A 15879-nucleotide genomic window follows, 5' to 3' on the forward strand; every position below is an offset into this window, starting at 1 on the left:
CCGTAATGGGCCGGGCTCGAGCGCGCGAAGCCTTGCCCGCATTGCAATGGGGGCTACTCGGATCGCTGCTCTCTGCCATTGGGCTCGCCAATATCGATCAGCCCTTTCCGGCGCTGGCGCCGCTTCAACATGCGCCGACGGTGTTGCTGGTGATTGTGGCGCCCTGGCTGCTGCGCCGCTGGCCGCTCACCGTGCGCAGCGTGGGACTGATCTGGCTGTTCCTGCTGCTGCACACGGTTGGCGGACGTTATATCTATTCCTACGTGCCTTACGGAGGTTGGATCGCCGGGGTCACTGGCGATGCCGCAGCGGCTCTCCTGGGATCGGCGCGCAATGGCTATGACCGGTTCATCCACCTTATGTTCGGGTTACTCCTCACGCCAGTGTTCGCCGAGATCGGCCAGCGGCATGGCGCGTTGCGGCGCGGGACGGCGTGGCTGCTCGCCTTCGCGTTGGTAGGTCTGGCTAGTGCGCTCTACGAAGTGTTCGAGTGGCTACTGACGCTGATGCTCGCCGGCGATACCGCCGATTATTATAACGGCCAGCAAGGCGACATGTGGGACCCGCAGAAGGACATGGCACTTGCGCAGATCGGCAGCGGCTTCGCGTGTCTGATCTCACGCGCTGCGATTGGTCGTTGGAGTCCCCTCACTCGCTGATCGGCGGTGGCGGGGGCGATCCTGGCCCTCGTTTGGGCTTGCGCAGGAAGAAGGCGGCCGGGATGATCAGCGTGCTGACGATGGCCATGGCGTAGAAATCGTCGAGGAAGGCGATCATCGTCGCCTGCTGGTTCACGATCCCATCGATTGTCGCGAGCACGGTCGTGCCGAAGCTGCCGAAGCGCTGCAACTCGCTCGGGTCCACCGGCAGATTGGCCGACGAGATATGCTGCGTGAGATCGGCATGGCTGACCTGACTGTTGCGCGCTAGCAGCGCCATAACCACTGCGATGCCGATCGACGAGCCGATGTTCCGGGTAAGGTTGAGCACGGCGGCGCCCTCGGTGCGGGCGCCGGGTGGCAGGGTGCCGAAGGCGAGCATCTGCAGGGGCACGAATACGATGCCGATGCCGGCCCCCTGAACCACGCCGGTGACCACGAACGGCACCCAATTCTGCTCCAGTGACCAGCCGGTCATCATCCACAAAGAACTGGCCGTGACCGAGAAGCCGCCGGCAATCAGCACGCGCGGATCGATGAGGCTGGTGAGGCGGCTGGAAAGGGCCATGGCGACCAGCAGACCGGCACCGCGCGTCGCCAGGATCCAGCCGGTGTCGACCACTGAATAGCCATAGAGGCCCTGGAGCAGCGGCGGGAGCAGCGCCATGGCGGCGAACATCACCAGCCCGATGATGAACATGAACGCAGCGGCGCTCAGGAAATTGCGATCTGCGAAGAGGGCAGGGGCGAAGAGCGGTTTGCGGGCGGTGAGCGTGTGGACTGCGAACATCCACAGGCCGCTGACGGCCAGAGCGGCCTCGACCCAGATCTCCGTCGAGGAGAACCAGTCGGCATGTTGCCCGCGATCGAGCATGAGCTGGAGGCTCGCCAGACCCAAGGCGATCAGCGCGAAACCGAACAGGTCGAAGTTCCGCCGCTGGAGCGGCTTCTCGGGGAGAAGAGCGTAAAGTCCGACCAGGCAGACGATGCCGAAAGGGACGTTGACGAAGAAGCACCAGCGCCAGTCGATCCACTCAGTGAGCCACCCGCCGACTACCGGACCCATGATCGGGCCGATCATGACGCCCATGCCATAGACGGACATCGCCTTGGCGTGCTGGGACGGGCGATTGATGTCGAGCATCAGGCTTTGCGCCAGCGGGCCGACAAAGGCGCCGCCAACACCCTGCAGCGCGCGGAACAGCACCATCTCCGTCAGGCTCTGCGCAATGCCGCAGAGCACGGAGGCCACCACGAAGACGAAGACGGAAATCAGCAGCAGGCGCCGCGTCCCGATCCGGTCCGCAAGCCAGCCGGTGATGGGAATGGCGATGGCGGCGGCGAGGATGTAGCTGGTGAGTACCCAGCTGATTGTCTCGTCACTGGCACCGAGCGAAGCGCGCATGTGCGGCAGCGCCACGTTGGTGATCGTCGTATCGAGCACCTGCATGATCATGGCCGACATGATCGCCATGGTCAGCAGCGCCTTGTGGCGCACCTGCAGTTGCGGAAGATCCGACGTAGGGGCCATGATGCCGGTTTGCGTCAGCGGGCGGAGGCGACTGCGGCGCCAGCTTTGGTCGCGTGAATGTCCACCGTCACCTTCGCGCTCAGGCCAGCGATCATCGGCCGCTGCGGATGGCCGTCGATAGCGATGCGCACCGGCACGCGCTGCGTCACTTTCACCCAGTTGCCATTGGCATTCTGGGCCGGGAGCACGGAGAATTCCGAGCCTGTGCCCGCGCCGATGCTATCGACATGGCCACGGATATGCGAGCCGGGATAGGCATCGATCTTGATATCCGCGCTCTGGCCCGGGCGCATCCTGTCGAGATCGGTTTCCTTGAAATTCGCGGTCACCCAGATCCGGTCGCTGGCGACGATGCTGACCAGCGGCAGACCCTGCACGGCCATCTGGCCCACCTGCAGGCGACTGGCCTGGCTGATCCGGCCGGAGACTGGGGCGTGGACCACGGTGCGATCGAGGTTAAGGGCGGCCTGATCGCGCTGGGCTTGGGCCGCGGCGATTTCAGGATTGACGCCCGGCACCTGCGCGCCGTTGGCGAGCGCCGCCTTGGCCTTGGCGGCATCGGCCTCCGCCGTGCGCAGCCGCGTGCGGGCATTGTCGAGCGCCTGCTGGGATTGCTGGAGACGGGCGCGGGTGGTGAACCCGTCCTTCATCAGCGCCTGCTGCCGGTCGAGATCCTGCTGGGCGTAATAGACATCCTCACGCGCACCGGTGATGTCGACGTTCGTTGCCTGAAAATCCGTGCGGAGGCGCCCGACCGCGACCTGCGCGTTGGCGATCTGGGCGTTGGCCTGCTGGAGCGCGACCTTGTAGGGCTGCTGGTCGACGACGAACAGCACGTCTCCGGCCTTCACCATCTGGTTCTCGCGAACCTTCACCTCGATGATCCGCCCGGCGACATCGCTGCCGACCGCCACGATGTCCTGCTTCACATAGGCATTGTCGGTGGAGACGGTGCGCCCGCTCGTCGCCCAGAACCACGCGCCCACCGCCAGAATGATCAACGGTACCGAAATCATGAGCAGGCGGTTGCGCAAACGCTTGCCGCGCGGCTCCGCTGCGGCTGATTCATCGGGTGCGGCCACGGTCTCGGCAGGCGCAGGCGCCTGAGCGGTCGGACGCAGGGCAGGATCGGCTTCAGACATGGACTGCCGCCTCCTTTGCGGCCTCGTCAGTGGCAGGCTGGCTATCACCGGACAGATTGTCACGGATGCGGAAGAGCACGGAAAGCACGGTGTCCTGCTCCTCCGCTGAAATGCCGGCGAGTGATTCATTGAGCACCCGCTGGCCGATCTGCTGCAATTCGGCGGCGAGCGGCTTGGCCGCCTCGGTCAGGAACAGCTGCCAGGCGCGGCGGTCCTGCGGATCGCGGCGGCGCTCGACCATGTCGGCCTGCTCGAGGCGGTCCACCATCCGGCAGGTCGTGATCGGCTCGACATCCAACCGCTCGGCAAGCGCGCCTTGGTTGATGCCGGGAAAGCGCATGATCTGCGCGAGCGCGCGCATCTGCGGCCCGGTGATGCCAAGGCTGCGGGTGCGCTCGTCGAACCGGCGACGATACAGGCGCCCGAGGTCGCCGATCGCAAAGGCGAGATGATTGCCGTCCATGATGCCGGCGCATTTAGTAAGCGGGCTTATTAAAAGCAAGTCCAGACTCTGTCACCCAATGGCGGGACAGGGCGCTCATCTCCCGCGCATTGGCCTTGCCTTTCGGACCCGATCTCCGCCACAATCGGGCGATGACAGAGACATCGACGATCCGCCTCGAGCATCTTCAGGGCCATGACGGCACGCGCATCGCCGTCCATCGGCTCGGCGATGGGCCGGCGGTCATCATGCTGCATGGCCTCAGTTCCAGCGCGCAAATCAACTGGCAGCGATATGGCACGGCCCAGAAAATCGCTGATGCCGGTTTCGAGGCGATCATGATCGATCAGCGCGTGCATGGCTGCAGCGATGCGCCGACGGATGCCGATGCCTATCCGCAGGACGTGATGCTGCTCGACATGGAAGCGGTGATCGGGGCGCTGGGCGTCACGCAGTTCGATCTAGTCGGCTATTCAATGGGCGCGCGGCTGTGCCTGGGACTGATCGACCGTGGCATGACACCACGGCGACTGGTGCTGGGTGGCATGGGGCTGGAAGGCCTGCTGGAGTGGGCGCGCCGTCGGCAGTTCTTCCTCAATGCACTCGATCATTTCGAGACGGTACGGCCGGGCGACCGCGACTATATGGCGATCCAGTTCATGAAGACCATGAAGATCGATCCGGTCGCCTTGCGCCTGCTGCTGATGAGCATGAGCGATATGGATCACGCGGTGCTGGCCAAGGTGACGATGCCGACCCTGGTGCTGTGCGGCGAGGATGATGACGATAACGGCTCGGCCGATGCGCTGGTCGGGGCTCTGCCCAATGCGCAACGCGGCACATGCCCCGGCACGCATATGACAGCGATCACCAAGCCGGAATTCGGACAGGCCATCGCCGATTATCTCGCGGGTTGACGAACCTAGCCCTGACAGGCCAGCTTGGCCGCAATCCACAGGCTCAGGCCACAGGTTCAGGGACACCAATCATGCTCAACCCCGTTTCGCGCCTTGCCGTAGCGGCAGCGCTCTCATTGGCCGTTTGCGGCGCGCCGGCTTTGGCCCAGGCCGATTCGGCTCCGGGGCAGGCAACCCCCACGGCGGCGCAGGCCGATGCGCTCGTCGCGCAAGCCGAGAAGGAATTCTTCGATTATTCGCTGGAGGCCAATCAGGTCTATTGGGTCAACGCGACCTATCTGACCGAGGATACCGATGCGCTTGCCGCCCGCGTCGGCGCCAAGGGCACCGAGATGTCGGTCCACTATGCGCTGGAGGCCGCCAAGTTCGAGAAGGTGCCGGGCCTCTCCTATGACACCAAGCGCAAGCTCGACATCTTGCGGGCAGGCATCGTGCTGCCGGCGCCGACCACGCCCGGCGCTGCCGCCGAGCTGAATGCCATCGCGACCAAGCTGCAGTCCGATTATGGCAAGGGCCGCGGTACGCTGGACGGCAAGCCGATCAATGGCAGCGATATCGAAGCGGAGATGGGCAATCTCGACCACACGCCGAACGAGTATCGGGAGATGTGGACGAGCTGGCACGACAATGTCGGCAAACCGATGCGCGGCGAGTTCGAGCGGCTGGTAACCATCGCCAATGAAGGCGCCAAGGAGCTGGGCTTTGCGGATGCAGGCGCGATGTGGCGCTCCAATTACGATATGCCGCCGGACGACTTCGCCAAGCTGACCGAGAAGCTCTGGCAGGATGTGAAACCGCTCTACGATTCGCTGCACTGTTATGTCCGGGACAAGCTGAACGCCAAATATGGCGATGCCGTCCAGCCAAAGACCGGGCCGATCCGCGCCGATCTGCTCGGCAACATGTGGGCGCAGGAGTGGGGCAATATCTACCCGCTGGTCGCGCCGGCCGGGGCTGGGGATCTGGGCTATGACATCGGTGCCCTGCTCAAGGCCAAGGGCTACGTGGAAACCAGCCCGACCGAGGCGGACCCCGCCAAGCGTGGCAAGTGGGAAACGCAGATGTTCAAGTTCGGCGAGGGCTTCTTCTCCTCGCTTGGCTTCGATCCGCTACCGGAAACCTTCTGGACGCGCACCCAATTCATCAAGCCGCTCGACCGGGAAGTGGTCTGCCACGCTTCCGCCTGGGATATCGACAACAAGAACGATATCCGCATCAAGATGTGCACCAAGGTGGACAGCGGTGACTTCGTCACCATCCACCATGAGCTGGGGCACAATTATTATCAGCGCGCCTATAAGGACAAGAGCTTCCTCTATCTGAACGGCGCCAATGACGGCTTCCATGAGGCCATTGGCGACACCATCGCGCTGTCGATTACGCCGCAATATCTGGTCGACATCGGCCTGCTCGATCCGTCCAAGGTGCCAGGCACGGACAAGGACATCGGCCTGCTGCTGCGGCAGGCGATGGACAAGATCGCCTTCCTGCCCTTCGGTCTGCTGATCGATCGCTGGCGCTGGGGCGTGTTCGACGGCTCCATCCAACCCGCGGACTACAATAAGGCGTGGAATGCCATGCGGCTGCAATATCAGGGCATCGTTCCGCCGACGGACCGTCCGGATGACGCGTTCGACGCCGGGGCGAAATATCACATTCCGGCGAGCGTGCCCTATACCCGCTACTTCCTGGCGCGGCTGCTGCAGTTCCAATTCTATGAGGCTGCGTGCAAGCAATCGGGCTGGAAGGGGCCGCTCCACCGCTGTTCCTTCTACGGCAACAAGGCCGTTGGTGAAAAGCTGAACGCCATGCTGGAAATGGGCGCCTCCCGCCCGTGGCCGGACGCGCTGCAGGCCTTCACCGGCTCGCGCGAGATGAGCGGCAAGGCGCTAGCCGCCTATTTCTCGCCGCTGAAGACCTGGCTTGACCGGCAGAACAAGGGAAAGAGCTGCGGCTGGTGAGCCGCCAGCGGGGCAGGGCGAGCCGCTCTGCCCCGTCCTACACCGAAGCCTTGATCGTCCGCTGATGCGCTAGGCGCGGGCGAGGCGAGTGGACGTGCGAATGATGGTTAACGCAGCAGGGAATGCGCGCAATGCTTAGATAAACATGCTATTTGACAGCATGTTAGATGGTCTGGTGGGCATATGGTCTGGCTTCTCCTGTTAATCGTCTCGGCCGGCATTGGCTTGCTCGCATCGTCCCTTCCCTCGATCCATTCGATCCTCAAGGCCCTCAAAGGTGGCGATTTGTACCGCCGCTGGAATCGCCTTCGCTGGTTGGTCGTCGGCTTCATCATGGCCTATGCCGTGTACGGCAGCACCCGCTTTGCCACGGTGTCGGAGCCAACGGATTTGCTTGGCAGTCTGATTCTTCTGGCGGGCGGGTTCTTCGTGCTCGCCGTGGCCCGGCTCTCCGCGCTGACCACGCAGGATCTCGTGCGCATCGCCATACTGGAGCGCGATGTGGTGCGCGATCCGCTCACCGGCACTTTCAACCGACGCTATCTCGACACACGGCTGGACGAAGAGATCAGCCGCTCCCGCCGCTCGGGACTCCCCCTCTCGACGCTGATGATCGATCTCGACCATTTCAAAGGCGTCAATGATTTCTATGGGCATCTGGTCGGTGATCAGGTGCTGCGGCATGTCAGTTCGTTGATCCAGAGCCAGGTGCGTCTGAACGACATCGTGGTGCGCTATGGCGGCGAAGAGTTCGTCGTCATCACGCCGGACAGCAGCCTGGAAGATGCGGCGCGGCTGGGGCACCGGCTGCTGCGACAGTTGCGCGACCACAGCATCGATTTGCCCAATGGCGACACGCTGGCGGTCACCGCCAGCATCGGCGCGGCCACGCTTGCGGAGGCGGAGGGGCGCACGACCTTCCTGCGCCGGGCGGACGATGCGCTGTATGAGGCCAAGCGCGGGGGCCGCGATCGGCTTTGCGTTGCCGGCCGGCTGGCGGAGGAGAGCCCGGCCTGACGTCCCTTCGCGCCGTCAGCGAAAGGGCGGCTCGTTGAACGCGCGCAGCTTGCGGCTGTGCAGGCGGTCGCCCTGCTGGCGCAGGCGTTCGCAGGTCTCGATGCCGATGGCGAGGTGCCCGGCAATGGCCTCCTCGTAGAAACGATTGGCCTGGCCCGGCAGCTTGAGCTCGCCATGGATCGGCTTGTCGGAGACGCACAGCAACGTGCCATAGGGCACCCGGAAGCGATATCCCTGGGCAGCGATGGTCGCGCTCTCCATATCCACGCCGACCGCGCGGGATAGGGAGAAGCGCAGGGCTGAGCGGGAATAGCGCAGTTCCCAGTTGCGGTCGTCCGTCGTCACGATGGTGCCGGTGCGCAGGCGGCGCTTCATGTCGCCGCTGGCGCCCAGAATATGCTCGCACGCCTCGGCCATGGCCACCTGCACCTCGGCAATTGCGGGCACCGGAATTTCCGGCGGTAGCATTTCGTCGAGCACATGGTCGTCGCGTAGATAGGCATGGGCCAGCACATAGTCGCCGATCCGCTGGCTGGGGCGCAGGCCGCCGCAGTGGCCGATCATCAGCCATGCCTCGGGCCGCAACACGGCGAGATGATCGCAGATGGTCTTCGCGTTGGCGGGGCCGACGCCGATGTTGACCAGCGTGATGCCCGTGCCATCCGGGGCGATCAGATGATAGGCCGGCATCTGGTGACGCCGCCAGGCGCTGTCAGCGATCGCGCTTTCCGGATTGGCGGTGTCGGCGGTGACCTCGACTCCCCCCGCGCCGGAAAGCGCCGTGAAGCGCGTACCGGGTCGCTTGAGTTCGGTGCAGCCCCAACGCACGAATTCATCGACATAGCGGTGATAGTTGGTGAACAGGATGTAGCGCTGGACGTGCTCGGGCGGCGTGCCGGTATAATGCCGCAGACGCGCCAGACTGAAATCCGTGCGCAGCGCATCGAACAGCGCCAGCGGTCGCTCGCCTGATGGGCCCGGCAGCAGCAGCCCGTCCGCCACCTCATCGCCGATCTGCGCGAGCTCCGTCGACGGGAAATGGCGCGCCAGTTCGCTGGGCGGGATCGCAGCAAGTGTACCGGCGGGCAGCGAATCCAGCACATAGGGGAACGGGATCGCCTGATCGCTACGGCCGACGCTGACTTCCACCTCATAATCGGCCATCAGCAGATCGAGCTGTTCGGTCAGATAGCGCGCGAACATCTGCGGCCGGGTGATCGTCGTCACATAATGGCCGGGGCGAGAGAGGCGCGCGAAGGAGCGGCGGCTCGGCACGCCGTCATTGGTCTGATGATAATCGATGATCAGCGAGGGATAGCAGAAATCCCGGTCCGCCACCGAGCGGGCGGAAGGCACGGTGCCATCCTTGGCATAAGCGAAAATGGCCTCGCGCAGATTGGCGGTCGCTGTTTCATAGCCCGCGATCAGCGCTTCGACGATGTGGGTGCTGGAAGCTTGGTTCATGCCCCTTCATAGCTGGCCTGTATGACAGGCGGAAGAGGGGGCGCGGGGCGGGGCAGCAGCGACCTGTGCCACCGCCCCGCTCGCAATGGTCTTAGAGCTGCTCGAGCATGAAATCTGCGCTGGAGACGCGGAATTCGCCCGGCGCTTCGACATGGAGCTGCTCGACCACGCCATCATTGACCAGCATCGAGAAGCGCTGGCCGCGCGTGCCGAGACCGAACTTGCTGCCGTCCATGGTGAGGCCGACGGCTTCGGCGAAGCTGCCATTGCCATCTGCGAGCATCGTCACCTTGCCATCAGCCGACGAGGCCTTGCCCCACGCGCCCATGACGAACGGATCGTTGACGGCGGTGCAGGCGATCTCGTCGACGCCCTTGGCCTTCAATTCGCTTTCCTTCTCGATATAGCCCGGCAGGTGCTTGGCCGAGCAGGTGGGCGTGAAGGCGCCCGGAACGGAGAAGAGCGCGACCTTGCGGCCAGCAAAATAATTCTTGCTGTCAACCGGTTCGGGGCCGTTTTCGGTCATCTTGACGAAGGTCGTTTCGGGCAGCGTGTCGCCAACTTTGATCGTCATCGGTGTCTCCTGTTCTGGGGGAAAGGGCTCGGCTGGTGAACCAGCGCGTAGCGAGCAAGTCGGGGTTCGGCTTGCGCCTGTCAAGGTCGATGCTGTGCGGGGCCGGGCGGCTCTGCGGTACGATGGCCGCTCAGCCGGACGGGTCAAGCGCCTGCGGGGTGGACGCATTGTCCCCAACAAGGCATGGTCGCGATCAGGAGGCCCATCGCATGAGCGCGCCCGCGCAACCGAGACTCTCCCTCGCCGGCAAATTGTTGCTGGCCATGCCGGATATGCCGGACGCGCGGTTCGAGCGCGCAGTCATTCTCCTGTGCGTGCATGACGAGGGCGGCGCCCTGGGCATCGCGCTGCACGAGCCGATGGAGGGCATGGGGCTGCACGCTCTGCTTGGGTCATTGAGCATCGACGCGCAGTCGGTCGGCGATGAGCCGGTGCTGCAAGGCGGACCCGTCGAACCGCGCCGCGGCTTTGTGCTGCACAGTCGGGACTGGATGACGGCGGACAGCCACCCCATTGATGACGAGATTGCGCTCACCGGGTCGATGGAGGTGCTGCACGCCGTTGCTTCGGGCGGCGGGCCGGCGCGCTGGCTGGTCGCCTTGGGCTATGCCGGGTGGAGCGCGGGACAGCTGGAAACGGAGCTGGCCGCGCCGGGCTGGTATCTCAGCAAGGCGCAGCCTTATCGGCTGTTCTCGATGGCGCCAGAGAACCGCTGGGCCGGTGCGTTTTCGCTCGAAGGCATCGATCCCGCGATGCTGACCGGCAATATGGGGCACGCCTGACGCGGCAGGCTGGTTTCCTTCATCCCTCTCGCCCGACCCCAATCACATAAAGATATCTTTATATTTGCGACGGGGCGACAGCCTTGGTAAGGCGCCGCGGTGTTGCCGGTGGCGTGCGTAGCGGCCCCGGCTCAGGCAATCAGGAGAATCATCAGTGGCGACCGTGGCCCAGGACTATATCGTAAAGGACATCTCCCTCGCTGGCTTCGGCCGCAAGGAGATCGAGATCGCCGAGACCGAAATGCCGGGCCTGATGGCGCTGCGCGAGGAATTCGGCGCATCCAAGCCGCTCAAGGGCGCGCGGATCACCGGCTCGCTGCACATGACGATCCAGACCGCTGTGCTCATCGAGACGCTGGCTGAGCTGGGCGCAGAGTTGCGCTGGGCCACCTGCAACATCTTCTCGACCCAGGACCATGCCGCCGCCGCGATCGCCGAGCGGGGCATCCCCGTGTTCGCCATCAAGGGCGAGACGCTCGAGGAATATTGGGATTATGTCATCAAGATCTTCGATTGGGGTCAGGACACGACCTGCAACATGATCCTGGACGATGGCGGCGACGCCACAATGTTCGCGCTGTGGGGCGCCCGTGTCGAGGCCGGTGAAGAGCTGTTCGCGCCGTCCAACGAGGAAGAGACGATCTTCGTCGCAACCCTCAAGCGCTTCCTCGCCGAGCGTCCCGGCTATCTCACCAAGACCGTCGCGGCGATCAAGGGCGTGTCCGAAGAGACGACCACCGGCGTCCACCGGCTCTACGAGCTGGCCAAGAAGGGCAAACTGCCCTTCCCGGCGATCAACGTGAACGATAGCGTCACCAAGTCCAAGTTCGACAATCTCTATGGCTGCAAGGAATCGCTGGTCGATGCCATCCGTCGCGCCACGGACGTGATGCTGGCCGGCAAGGTCGCGTGCGTCGCCGGCTTCGGCGATGTCGGCAAGGGCTCGGCTGCCTCGCTCCGCAATGGCGGCGCCCGTGTGCTGGTGACCGAGATCGACCCGATCTGCGCCCTGCAGGCGGCGATGGAAGGCTATGAAGTCGTGACCATGGAAGAAGCGGCCACCCGTGCCGACATCTTCGTGACGGCGACGGGCAATGAAGACATCATCACGCTCGACCACATGCGCGCGATGAAGAACATGGCCATCGTCTGCAACATCGGCCACTTCGACAGCGAGATCCAGATCGCGGCGCTCAGCAACATGAAGTGGACCGAGATCAAGCCGCAGGTCGACGAGGTCGAGTTCCCCGATGGCAAGAAGATCATCATGCTCGCCAAGGGCCGTCTGGTGAACCTGGGCTGCGCGACCGGCCACCCGAGCTTCGTCATGTCCTCTAGCTTCACCAACCAGGTGCTGGCGCAGATCGAGCTGTGGACCAAGAGCGATGCCTATAAGAACGAGGTCTATGTTCTGCCCAAGCATCTCGATGAGAAGGTCGCAGCGCTTCACCTCGAGAAGCTGGGCGTGAAGCTCTCCAAGCTGACCGACAAGCAGGCCGCTTACATCGGCGTGACGCCCGAGGGTCCGTTCAAACCGGATCACTACCGCTACTAAGCCGCATAAGGCTGAGAAGACGTGAGAAGGCGCGGGCTAAGTCCGCGCCTTTTTTCGTGATCCCGGTCGCGCCCCTGATCCGTTCCCGCCCTCTCGGGCAACTTGACCTGCAGCGGTGGGGTCGTGAAGACAGGGGGCATGGATAATCTCACACACAGCATGGTGGGCGCCGTGCTGGGCCAGATCGGGCTCAAGCGCACCTCCGGCCTTGCCATGCCGACGATTATCATCGCGGCGAACATCCCGGATATCGACGCGACCTGTACGCTGCTGGGGACACAGGCGCTGGCACTGCGACGCGGGCTGACGCACGGCCCGATCGCGATGATCGTGCTGCCATTGATCCTCACCGCGATCATGGTCGCATTCGACCGGTGGCAGGCGAAGCGTGGGACACGGCCAGAGACGCGGCCGCCGGTGAACATAGTCTGGCTGTGGGTCGTCGCGCAGATCGGGACGCTCAGCCACCCCGCGTTCGACTGGCTCAACAGCTATGGCATCCGATTGCTCTCGCCGTTCAGCGACCAGTGGTTCCATGGCGATACGCTGTTCATCATCGATATCTGGCTCTGGGCGCTGCTGATCGGCGGCTATCTCTGGGCACGGCGCGGCGAACGCACCGGGCCCGCGCCGATGATGCAGCGCGCGCGGATCATCGCGACGGCCGCCTGCGCCTATATCTTCGTCAACGGACTGATCACCGGATCGGCGGAGGCGAAAGCCGCCGCATGGCTGCGCGCCCAAGGCCGCGAGCCGGACCTGGTGGTCGCCAATCCGCGTCCGTTCGCACCCTGGTCACGCGAAATGCTCTGGCGTGGGGACGGGCGCTTCGGCGGCTTTCCCTACAGCCTCGCCAGCGGGCTTGAAGCCGATGCAGGCGCAGCGGAAGGGATGCCGACCGGGATGGACGATCCCGGCGTCGAGCGCGCGCGGCAGCGGGATGCTGATGCACGGGCGTTCCTGTTCTGGTCGCGGATGCCCCTCGCGCAGCGGGCGGAGAATGGCGACCTGCTGATCTCCGACCAGCGCTTTGCGGGGCGTGGCGCCAGCGCGAGCTTTTCCGTGCAGGTGCCTGCGCAAGCAGTGCGGTAGGGCGATGTCGGCAGCGAGCATCTTGTGGTTCCGGCGGGATCTTCGCTTGGCCGATCAGGCCGCGCTCATACAGGCGTGTGCGGAAGGGCAGGTGATCCCGGTCTATATTCTCGATGATGAGACGGCGCGGCACCGGGCGATGGGCGGCGCATCGCGCTGGTGGCTGCATCATAGTCTCGAGAGCCTTGACGCCGCCCTTCGCGCGCGCGGTTCGCGGCTGATCCTGCGCCGCGGCAAGTCCGAGGCGGTTCTCGCCGCGTTGGCCACGGAGACCGGCGCCACCCGCATCCATGCCTTGCATCATTATGAGCCCTGGTGGCGCCAGGCAGAGAAGGCGGTTGCGCGCTCCCACGAACTGATACTGCACGATGGCAATTATCTCCTGCCGCCGGGCGCCCTGACCACGGGCAGCGGTGGCCCGTACAAGATCTTCACGCCCTTCTGGCGTGCGCTGCGAGAGGTCATGCCGCCGGGTCGGCCCGTGCCGGCGCCTGATACCGTTCCTGCTCCCCAAAAATGGCCGGTGAGCGATCAACTCGAAAACTGGGCCTTGCTGCCGACCTCGCCCGACTGGGCGGACGGGTTCGCGCATGATTGGTCGCCTGGCGAGGCGGGCGCCCACGATCGGCTCGATGCCTTTATCGACCATGTCGATGGCTATGACGAAGGCCGCAATCTGCCTTCCATCGAAGGCTCCTCGCGCTTGTCGCCGCATCTCCATTTCGGCGAGATTTCGCCGGCAACACTGTGGCACGCACTCGACCGGGAGGATGGCGCCAGCGAGGTCTATCTGCGTGAACTGGGCTGGCGTGATTATGCCCAGAATGTGATCGCGCAGATAAGTGATTATGGGAGTCGGAACGGTCGCGCGCAGTTCGATGCCTTTCCCTGGCGCTCGGGCCATGAGGCGCGGGACGACCTCAAGGCCTGGCAGGAGGGCTGCACCGGCTACCCGATTGTCGATGCGGGGATGCGCCAGCTCTGGCAGACCGGATGGATGCATAACCGGGTGCGGATGATCGCGGCGAGCTTCCTCATCAAGCATCTGCTCATTGACTGGCGGGCAGGGGAGCGCTGGTTCTGGGATACGCTGGTCGATGCCGATTATGGCAACAATGCAGTCAACTGGCAGTGGGTCGCGGGCACCGGGATCGATTCCAACATGTTCGTGCGGATCATGGCGCCGCTCACCCAGTCCGAGAAGTTCGACGCGGCCGCCTATATCCGGCGCTGGGTGCCGGAGCTGGCGCATGTGAAGGACGCCGCAATCCACGATCCCGAGTCCGCGGGTGTTAGGCCAGCGCAATATCCGGCCAAATTAATCGAGCATCGCGCCGCGCGAGAGCGGGCGCTCGCCGCCTATGCCCGCGCGAAAGGCTGAGCGGGCCCCGGTTGTCTTTGCGTGAGGAATGCGTTCATATGGGCGCATGACCATTCACAATCCCAAAGCCAGCCGCCAGCGCGCCATGATGCGCCGGGCCGGCGCGCAGGTGGGTGGGCGTTTCTGGCGGGCTTTGCCGACCCGGCTGTTCGAGCCGATGCTCGTGCGGGTCGACCGGGGTCTGATGCGGGGATCACTCGAACTGCATCTGCCGGATGGATCGGTGCGCTTGCTAGGCGGGCGCAAGCAGGGCTTTTCGGCGATCGTGCACCTTGCCAACTGGCGGGCCTTGATCCGGCTGGCGGCCTCCGGCTCAACCGGCTGGTATCGCGCCTGGGCGGATGGCGACTGGTCGAGCCCCGATCCGGTGGCGCTGTTCGCCCTCTTTGGTGCCAACGCCCGTTCGCTGGGGAAGTCCGCGCGCTCGACTGGCCTGCCGCGCCTGATGGGCCGCTGGAAGCTGGCGCGGCGGCATAACAGCCGGCGGGGCGCGCGGCGGAACATCGCCGAGCATTATGATCTGGGCAATGATTTCTATCGGCTGTGGCTGGACGAGACGCTGACTTATTCCAGCGCCCGACCGGCGCATCCCCAGGAAGCGTTAGAAGCCGCGCAGATCCGCAAGATCGATGAGCTTTTGGCGCGAATCGATCTCGACGATGGCCGGCAACTGCTTGAAATCGGATGCGGCTGGGGAGGATTGGCCGAGCGCGTGCTGGAGCGGTGCGATGTCGACTATACCGGCCTTACACTCTCCACCGAGCAGCAGCAGATCGTGCAGGGGCGGATCGAGGGGTTGGGCGCGCAGGACCGTGCCCATGTGCTGCTGCAGGATTATCGCGATTGCGAGGGCCAGTTCGATGCCATTGCCAGCGTGGAGATGGTGGAGGCCGTCGGCGAAAGCTATTGGCCGACTTACCTCGGCTGCATTGCCCGGCTGCTCAAGCCCGGTGGGCGCGCGGCCATCCAGTATATCAGCATCGATGACGAGATTTTCCCGGCCTATGCCGCACGGGCCGACTTCATCCAGCGCTACATCTTCCCCGGCGGTTGCCTGATCGCCGAGCGGCGCTTTCGCGATCTTGCCAAGCGCGAAGGGCTGGAATGGGCAGACCAGACGCGCTTCGGCCTCGATTATGCGTGGACGCTGCGGCAGTGGCGCGCGCACTTTGACGCAGTGGTGGATGCAGGTCGTCTGCCTGCCCGGTTCGATGCCCGGTTCGTGGACATGTGGCGCTACTATCTCATGTATTGCGAAGGCGGTTTTGCAGGGCGGAGCATCGACGTATCGCAAGTAACGCTGATTAAGCGCTAGGCGGCGGCGTGGACAAATTCAGGGCGCAGGTGGCGTCCGGTTTCAGA

At 64.4% G+C, this 15879-nt stretch carries 14 protein-coding genes; 9 read left to right on the plus strand and 5 right to left on the minus strand.

Annotated features, from left to right (window positions below; translation table 11 throughout):
- Window positions 1-5 precede the first annotated feature (5 nt).
- A complete protein-coding gene (locus M2335_RS08795) occupies window positions 6-659 on the plus strand; it encodes a DUF2238 domain-containing protein (RefSeq protein WP_264594429.1) in 654 nt (217 codons plus the stop codon).
- On the opposite strand, the gene M2335_RS08800 is transcribed toward M2335_RS08795, so the two are convergent.
- From M2335_RS08800 to M2335_RS08810, 3 genes are read right to left on the minus strand one after another with little or no spacing between them, the layout of a single operon-like run.
- Window positions 649-2190: a DHA2 family efflux MFS transporter permease subunit gene (locus M2335_RS08800; RefSeq protein ID WP_264572885.1), complete on the minus strand. Its 1542-nt coding sequence runs from the start codon at window positions 2188-2190 to the stop codon at window positions 649-651. The genes M2335_RS08795 and M2335_RS08800 overlap by 11 nt on opposite strands.
- Before the next feature lie 14 nt (window positions 2191-2204).
- Window positions 2205-3332, minus strand: coding sequence for an HlyD family secretion protein (locus M2335_RS08805; RefSeq protein ID WP_264585097.1), 1128 nt, complete (start codon window positions 3330-3332; stop codon window positions 2205-2207).
- A complete protein-coding gene (locus M2335_RS08810; protein ID WP_264594430.1) occupies window positions 3325-3795 on the minus strand; it encodes a MarR family winged helix-turn-helix transcriptional regulator in 471 nt (156 codons plus the stop codon). Before M2335_RS08810 ends, M2335_RS08805 begins: the two co-directional genes overlap by 8 nt.
- 131 nt (window positions 3796-3926) lie before the next feature.
- Here M2335_RS08810 and M2335_RS08815 point away from each other — a divergent pair, with 131 nt between their 5' ends.
- From M2335_RS08815 to M2335_RS08825, 3 genes are all read left to right on the plus strand, one after another.
- Window positions 3927-4691, plus strand: a complete 765-nt coding sequence (locus M2335_RS08815; protein ID WP_264594431.1) for an alpha/beta fold hydrolase — start codon at window positions 3927-3929, stop codon at window positions 4689-4691.
- Window positions 4692-4762: 71 nt separating this feature from the next.
- Window positions 4763-6652, plus strand: coding sequence for a M2 family metallopeptidase (locus M2335_RS08820; protein ID WP_264594432.1), 1890 nt, complete (start codon window positions 4763-4765; stop codon window positions 6650-6652).
- Between the two features lie 183 nt (window positions 6653-6835).
- Window positions 6836-7669 carry a GGDEF domain-containing protein gene (locus M2335_RS08825; protein ID WP_181559729.1) on the plus strand — a complete coding sequence of 278 codons (834 nt, stop codon included), beginning with the start codon at window positions 6836-6838 and terminating at the stop codon, window positions 7667-7669.
- Between the two features lie 15 nt (window positions 7670-7684).
- On the opposite strand, the gene M2335_RS08830 is transcribed toward M2335_RS08825, so the two are convergent.
- Together M2335_RS08830 and M2335_RS08835 are read right to left on the minus strand one after the other, a co-directional pair.
- Window positions 7685-9133: an AMP nucleosidase gene (locus M2335_RS08830; RefSeq protein WP_181559728.1), complete on the minus strand. Its 1449-nt coding sequence runs from the start codon at window positions 9131-9133 to the stop codon at window positions 7685-7687.
- Between the two features lie 91 nt (window positions 9134-9224).
- Entirely contained in the window at window positions 9225-9707 is a 483-nt protein-coding gene (locus M2335_RS08835; RefSeq protein ID WP_264594433.1) for a peroxiredoxin, read from the minus strand.
- 209 nt (window positions 9708-9916) lie between these two features.
- Between M2335_RS08835 and M2335_RS08840 the strand changes: the two genes are divergently transcribed.
- The 5 genes from M2335_RS08840 (at window position 9917) to M2335_RS08860 (ending at window position 15832) form a co-directional block, all read left to right on the plus strand.
- Window positions 9917-10489: a YqgE/AlgH family protein gene (locus tag M2335_RS08840; protein WP_181559726.1), complete on the plus strand. Its 573-nt coding sequence runs from the start codon at window positions 9917-9919 to the stop codon at window positions 10487-10489.
- Window positions 10490-10643: 154 nt separating this feature from the next.
- Window positions 10644-12044, plus strand: coding sequence for an adenosylhomocysteinase (gene ahcY / locus M2335_RS08845; RefSeq protein ID WP_181559725.1), 1401 nt, complete (start codon window positions 10644-10646; stop codon window positions 12042-12044).
- A 138-nt stretch (window positions 12045-12182) separates the two neighbouring features.
- A complete protein-coding gene (locus M2335_RS08850; RefSeq protein ID WP_264594434.1) occupies window positions 12183-13136 on the plus strand; it encodes a metal-dependent hydrolase in 954 nt (317 codons plus the stop codon).
- A gap of 4 nt (window positions 13137-13140) precedes the next feature.
- Window positions 13141-14517: a cryptochrome/photolyase family protein gene (locus M2335_RS08855; RefSeq protein WP_264594435.1), complete on the plus strand. Its 1377-nt coding sequence runs from the start codon at window positions 13141-13143 to the stop codon at window positions 14515-14517.
- Between the two features lie 46 nt (window positions 14518-14563).
- Window positions 14564-15832 (plus strand): SAM-dependent methyltransferase, encoded by a 1269-nt coding sequence (locus M2335_RS08860; RefSeq protein ID WP_264594436.1) that lies wholly within the window; start codon window positions 14564-14566, stop codon window positions 15830-15832.
- Window positions 15833-15879: the final 47 nt, after the last annotated feature.

This window comes from Sphingobium sp. B12D2B, assembly GCF_025961775.1.
GTDB lineage: Bacteria > Pseudomonadota > Alphaproteobacteria > Sphingomonadales > Sphingomonadaceae > Sphingobium.

What these genes read in the sequence shown, in the direction of transcription:
- M2335_RS08795 (WP_264594429.1), top strand. Translation starts at nt 6, where the DNA reads ATGGGCCGGGCTCGAGCGCGCGAAGCCTTGCCCGCATTGCAATGGGGG.
- M2335_RS08800 (WP_264572885.1), bottom strand. Translation starts at nt 2,190, where the DNA reads ATGGCCCCTACGTCGGATCTTCCGCAACTGCAGGTGCGCCACAAGGCG.
- M2335_RS08805 (WP_264585097.1), bottom strand. Translation starts at nt 3,332, where the DNA reads ATGTCTGAAGCCGATCCTGCCCTGCGTCCGACCGCTCAGGCGCCTGCG.
- M2335_RS08810 (WP_264594430.1), bottom strand. Translation starts at nt 3,795, where the DNA reads ATGGACGGCAATCATCTCGCCTTTGCGATCGGCGACCTCGGGCGCCTG.
- M2335_RS08815 (WP_264594431.1), top strand. Translation starts at nt 3,927, where the DNA reads ATGACAGAGACATCGACGATCCGCCTCGAGCATCTTCAGGGCCATGAC.
- M2335_RS08820 (WP_264594432.1), top strand. Translation starts at nt 4,763, where the DNA reads ATGCTCAACCCCGTTTCGCGCCTTGCCGTAGCGGCAGCGCTCTCATTG.
- M2335_RS08825 (WP_181559729.1), top strand. Translation starts at nt 6,836, where the DNA reads ATGGTCTGGCTTCTCCTGTTAATCGTCTCGGCCGGCATTGGCTTGCTC.
- M2335_RS08830 (WP_181559728.1), bottom strand. Translation starts at nt 9,133, where the DNA reads ATGAACCAAGCTTCCAGCACCCACATCGTCGAAGCGCTGATCGCGGGC.
- M2335_RS08835 (WP_264594433.1), bottom strand. Translation starts at nt 9,707, where the DNA reads ATGACGATCAAAGTTGGCGACACGCTGCCCGAAACGACCTTCGTCAAG.
- M2335_RS08840 (WP_181559726.1), top strand. Translation starts at nt 9,917, where the DNA reads ATGAGCGCGCCCGCGCAACCGAGACTCTCCCTCGCCGGCAAATTGTTG.
- M2335_RS08850 (WP_264594434.1), top strand. Translation starts at nt 12,183, where the DNA reads ATGGATAATCTCACACACAGCATGGTGGGCGCCGTGCTGGGCCAGATC.
- M2335_RS08855 (WP_264594435.1), top strand. Translation starts at nt 13,141, where the DNA reads ATGTCGGCAGCGAGCATCTTGTGGTTCCGGCGGGATCTTCGCTTGGCC.
- M2335_RS08860 (WP_264594436.1), top strand. Translation starts at nt 14,564, where the DNA reads ATGACCATTCACAATCCCAAAGCCAGCCGCCAGCGCGCCATGATGCGC.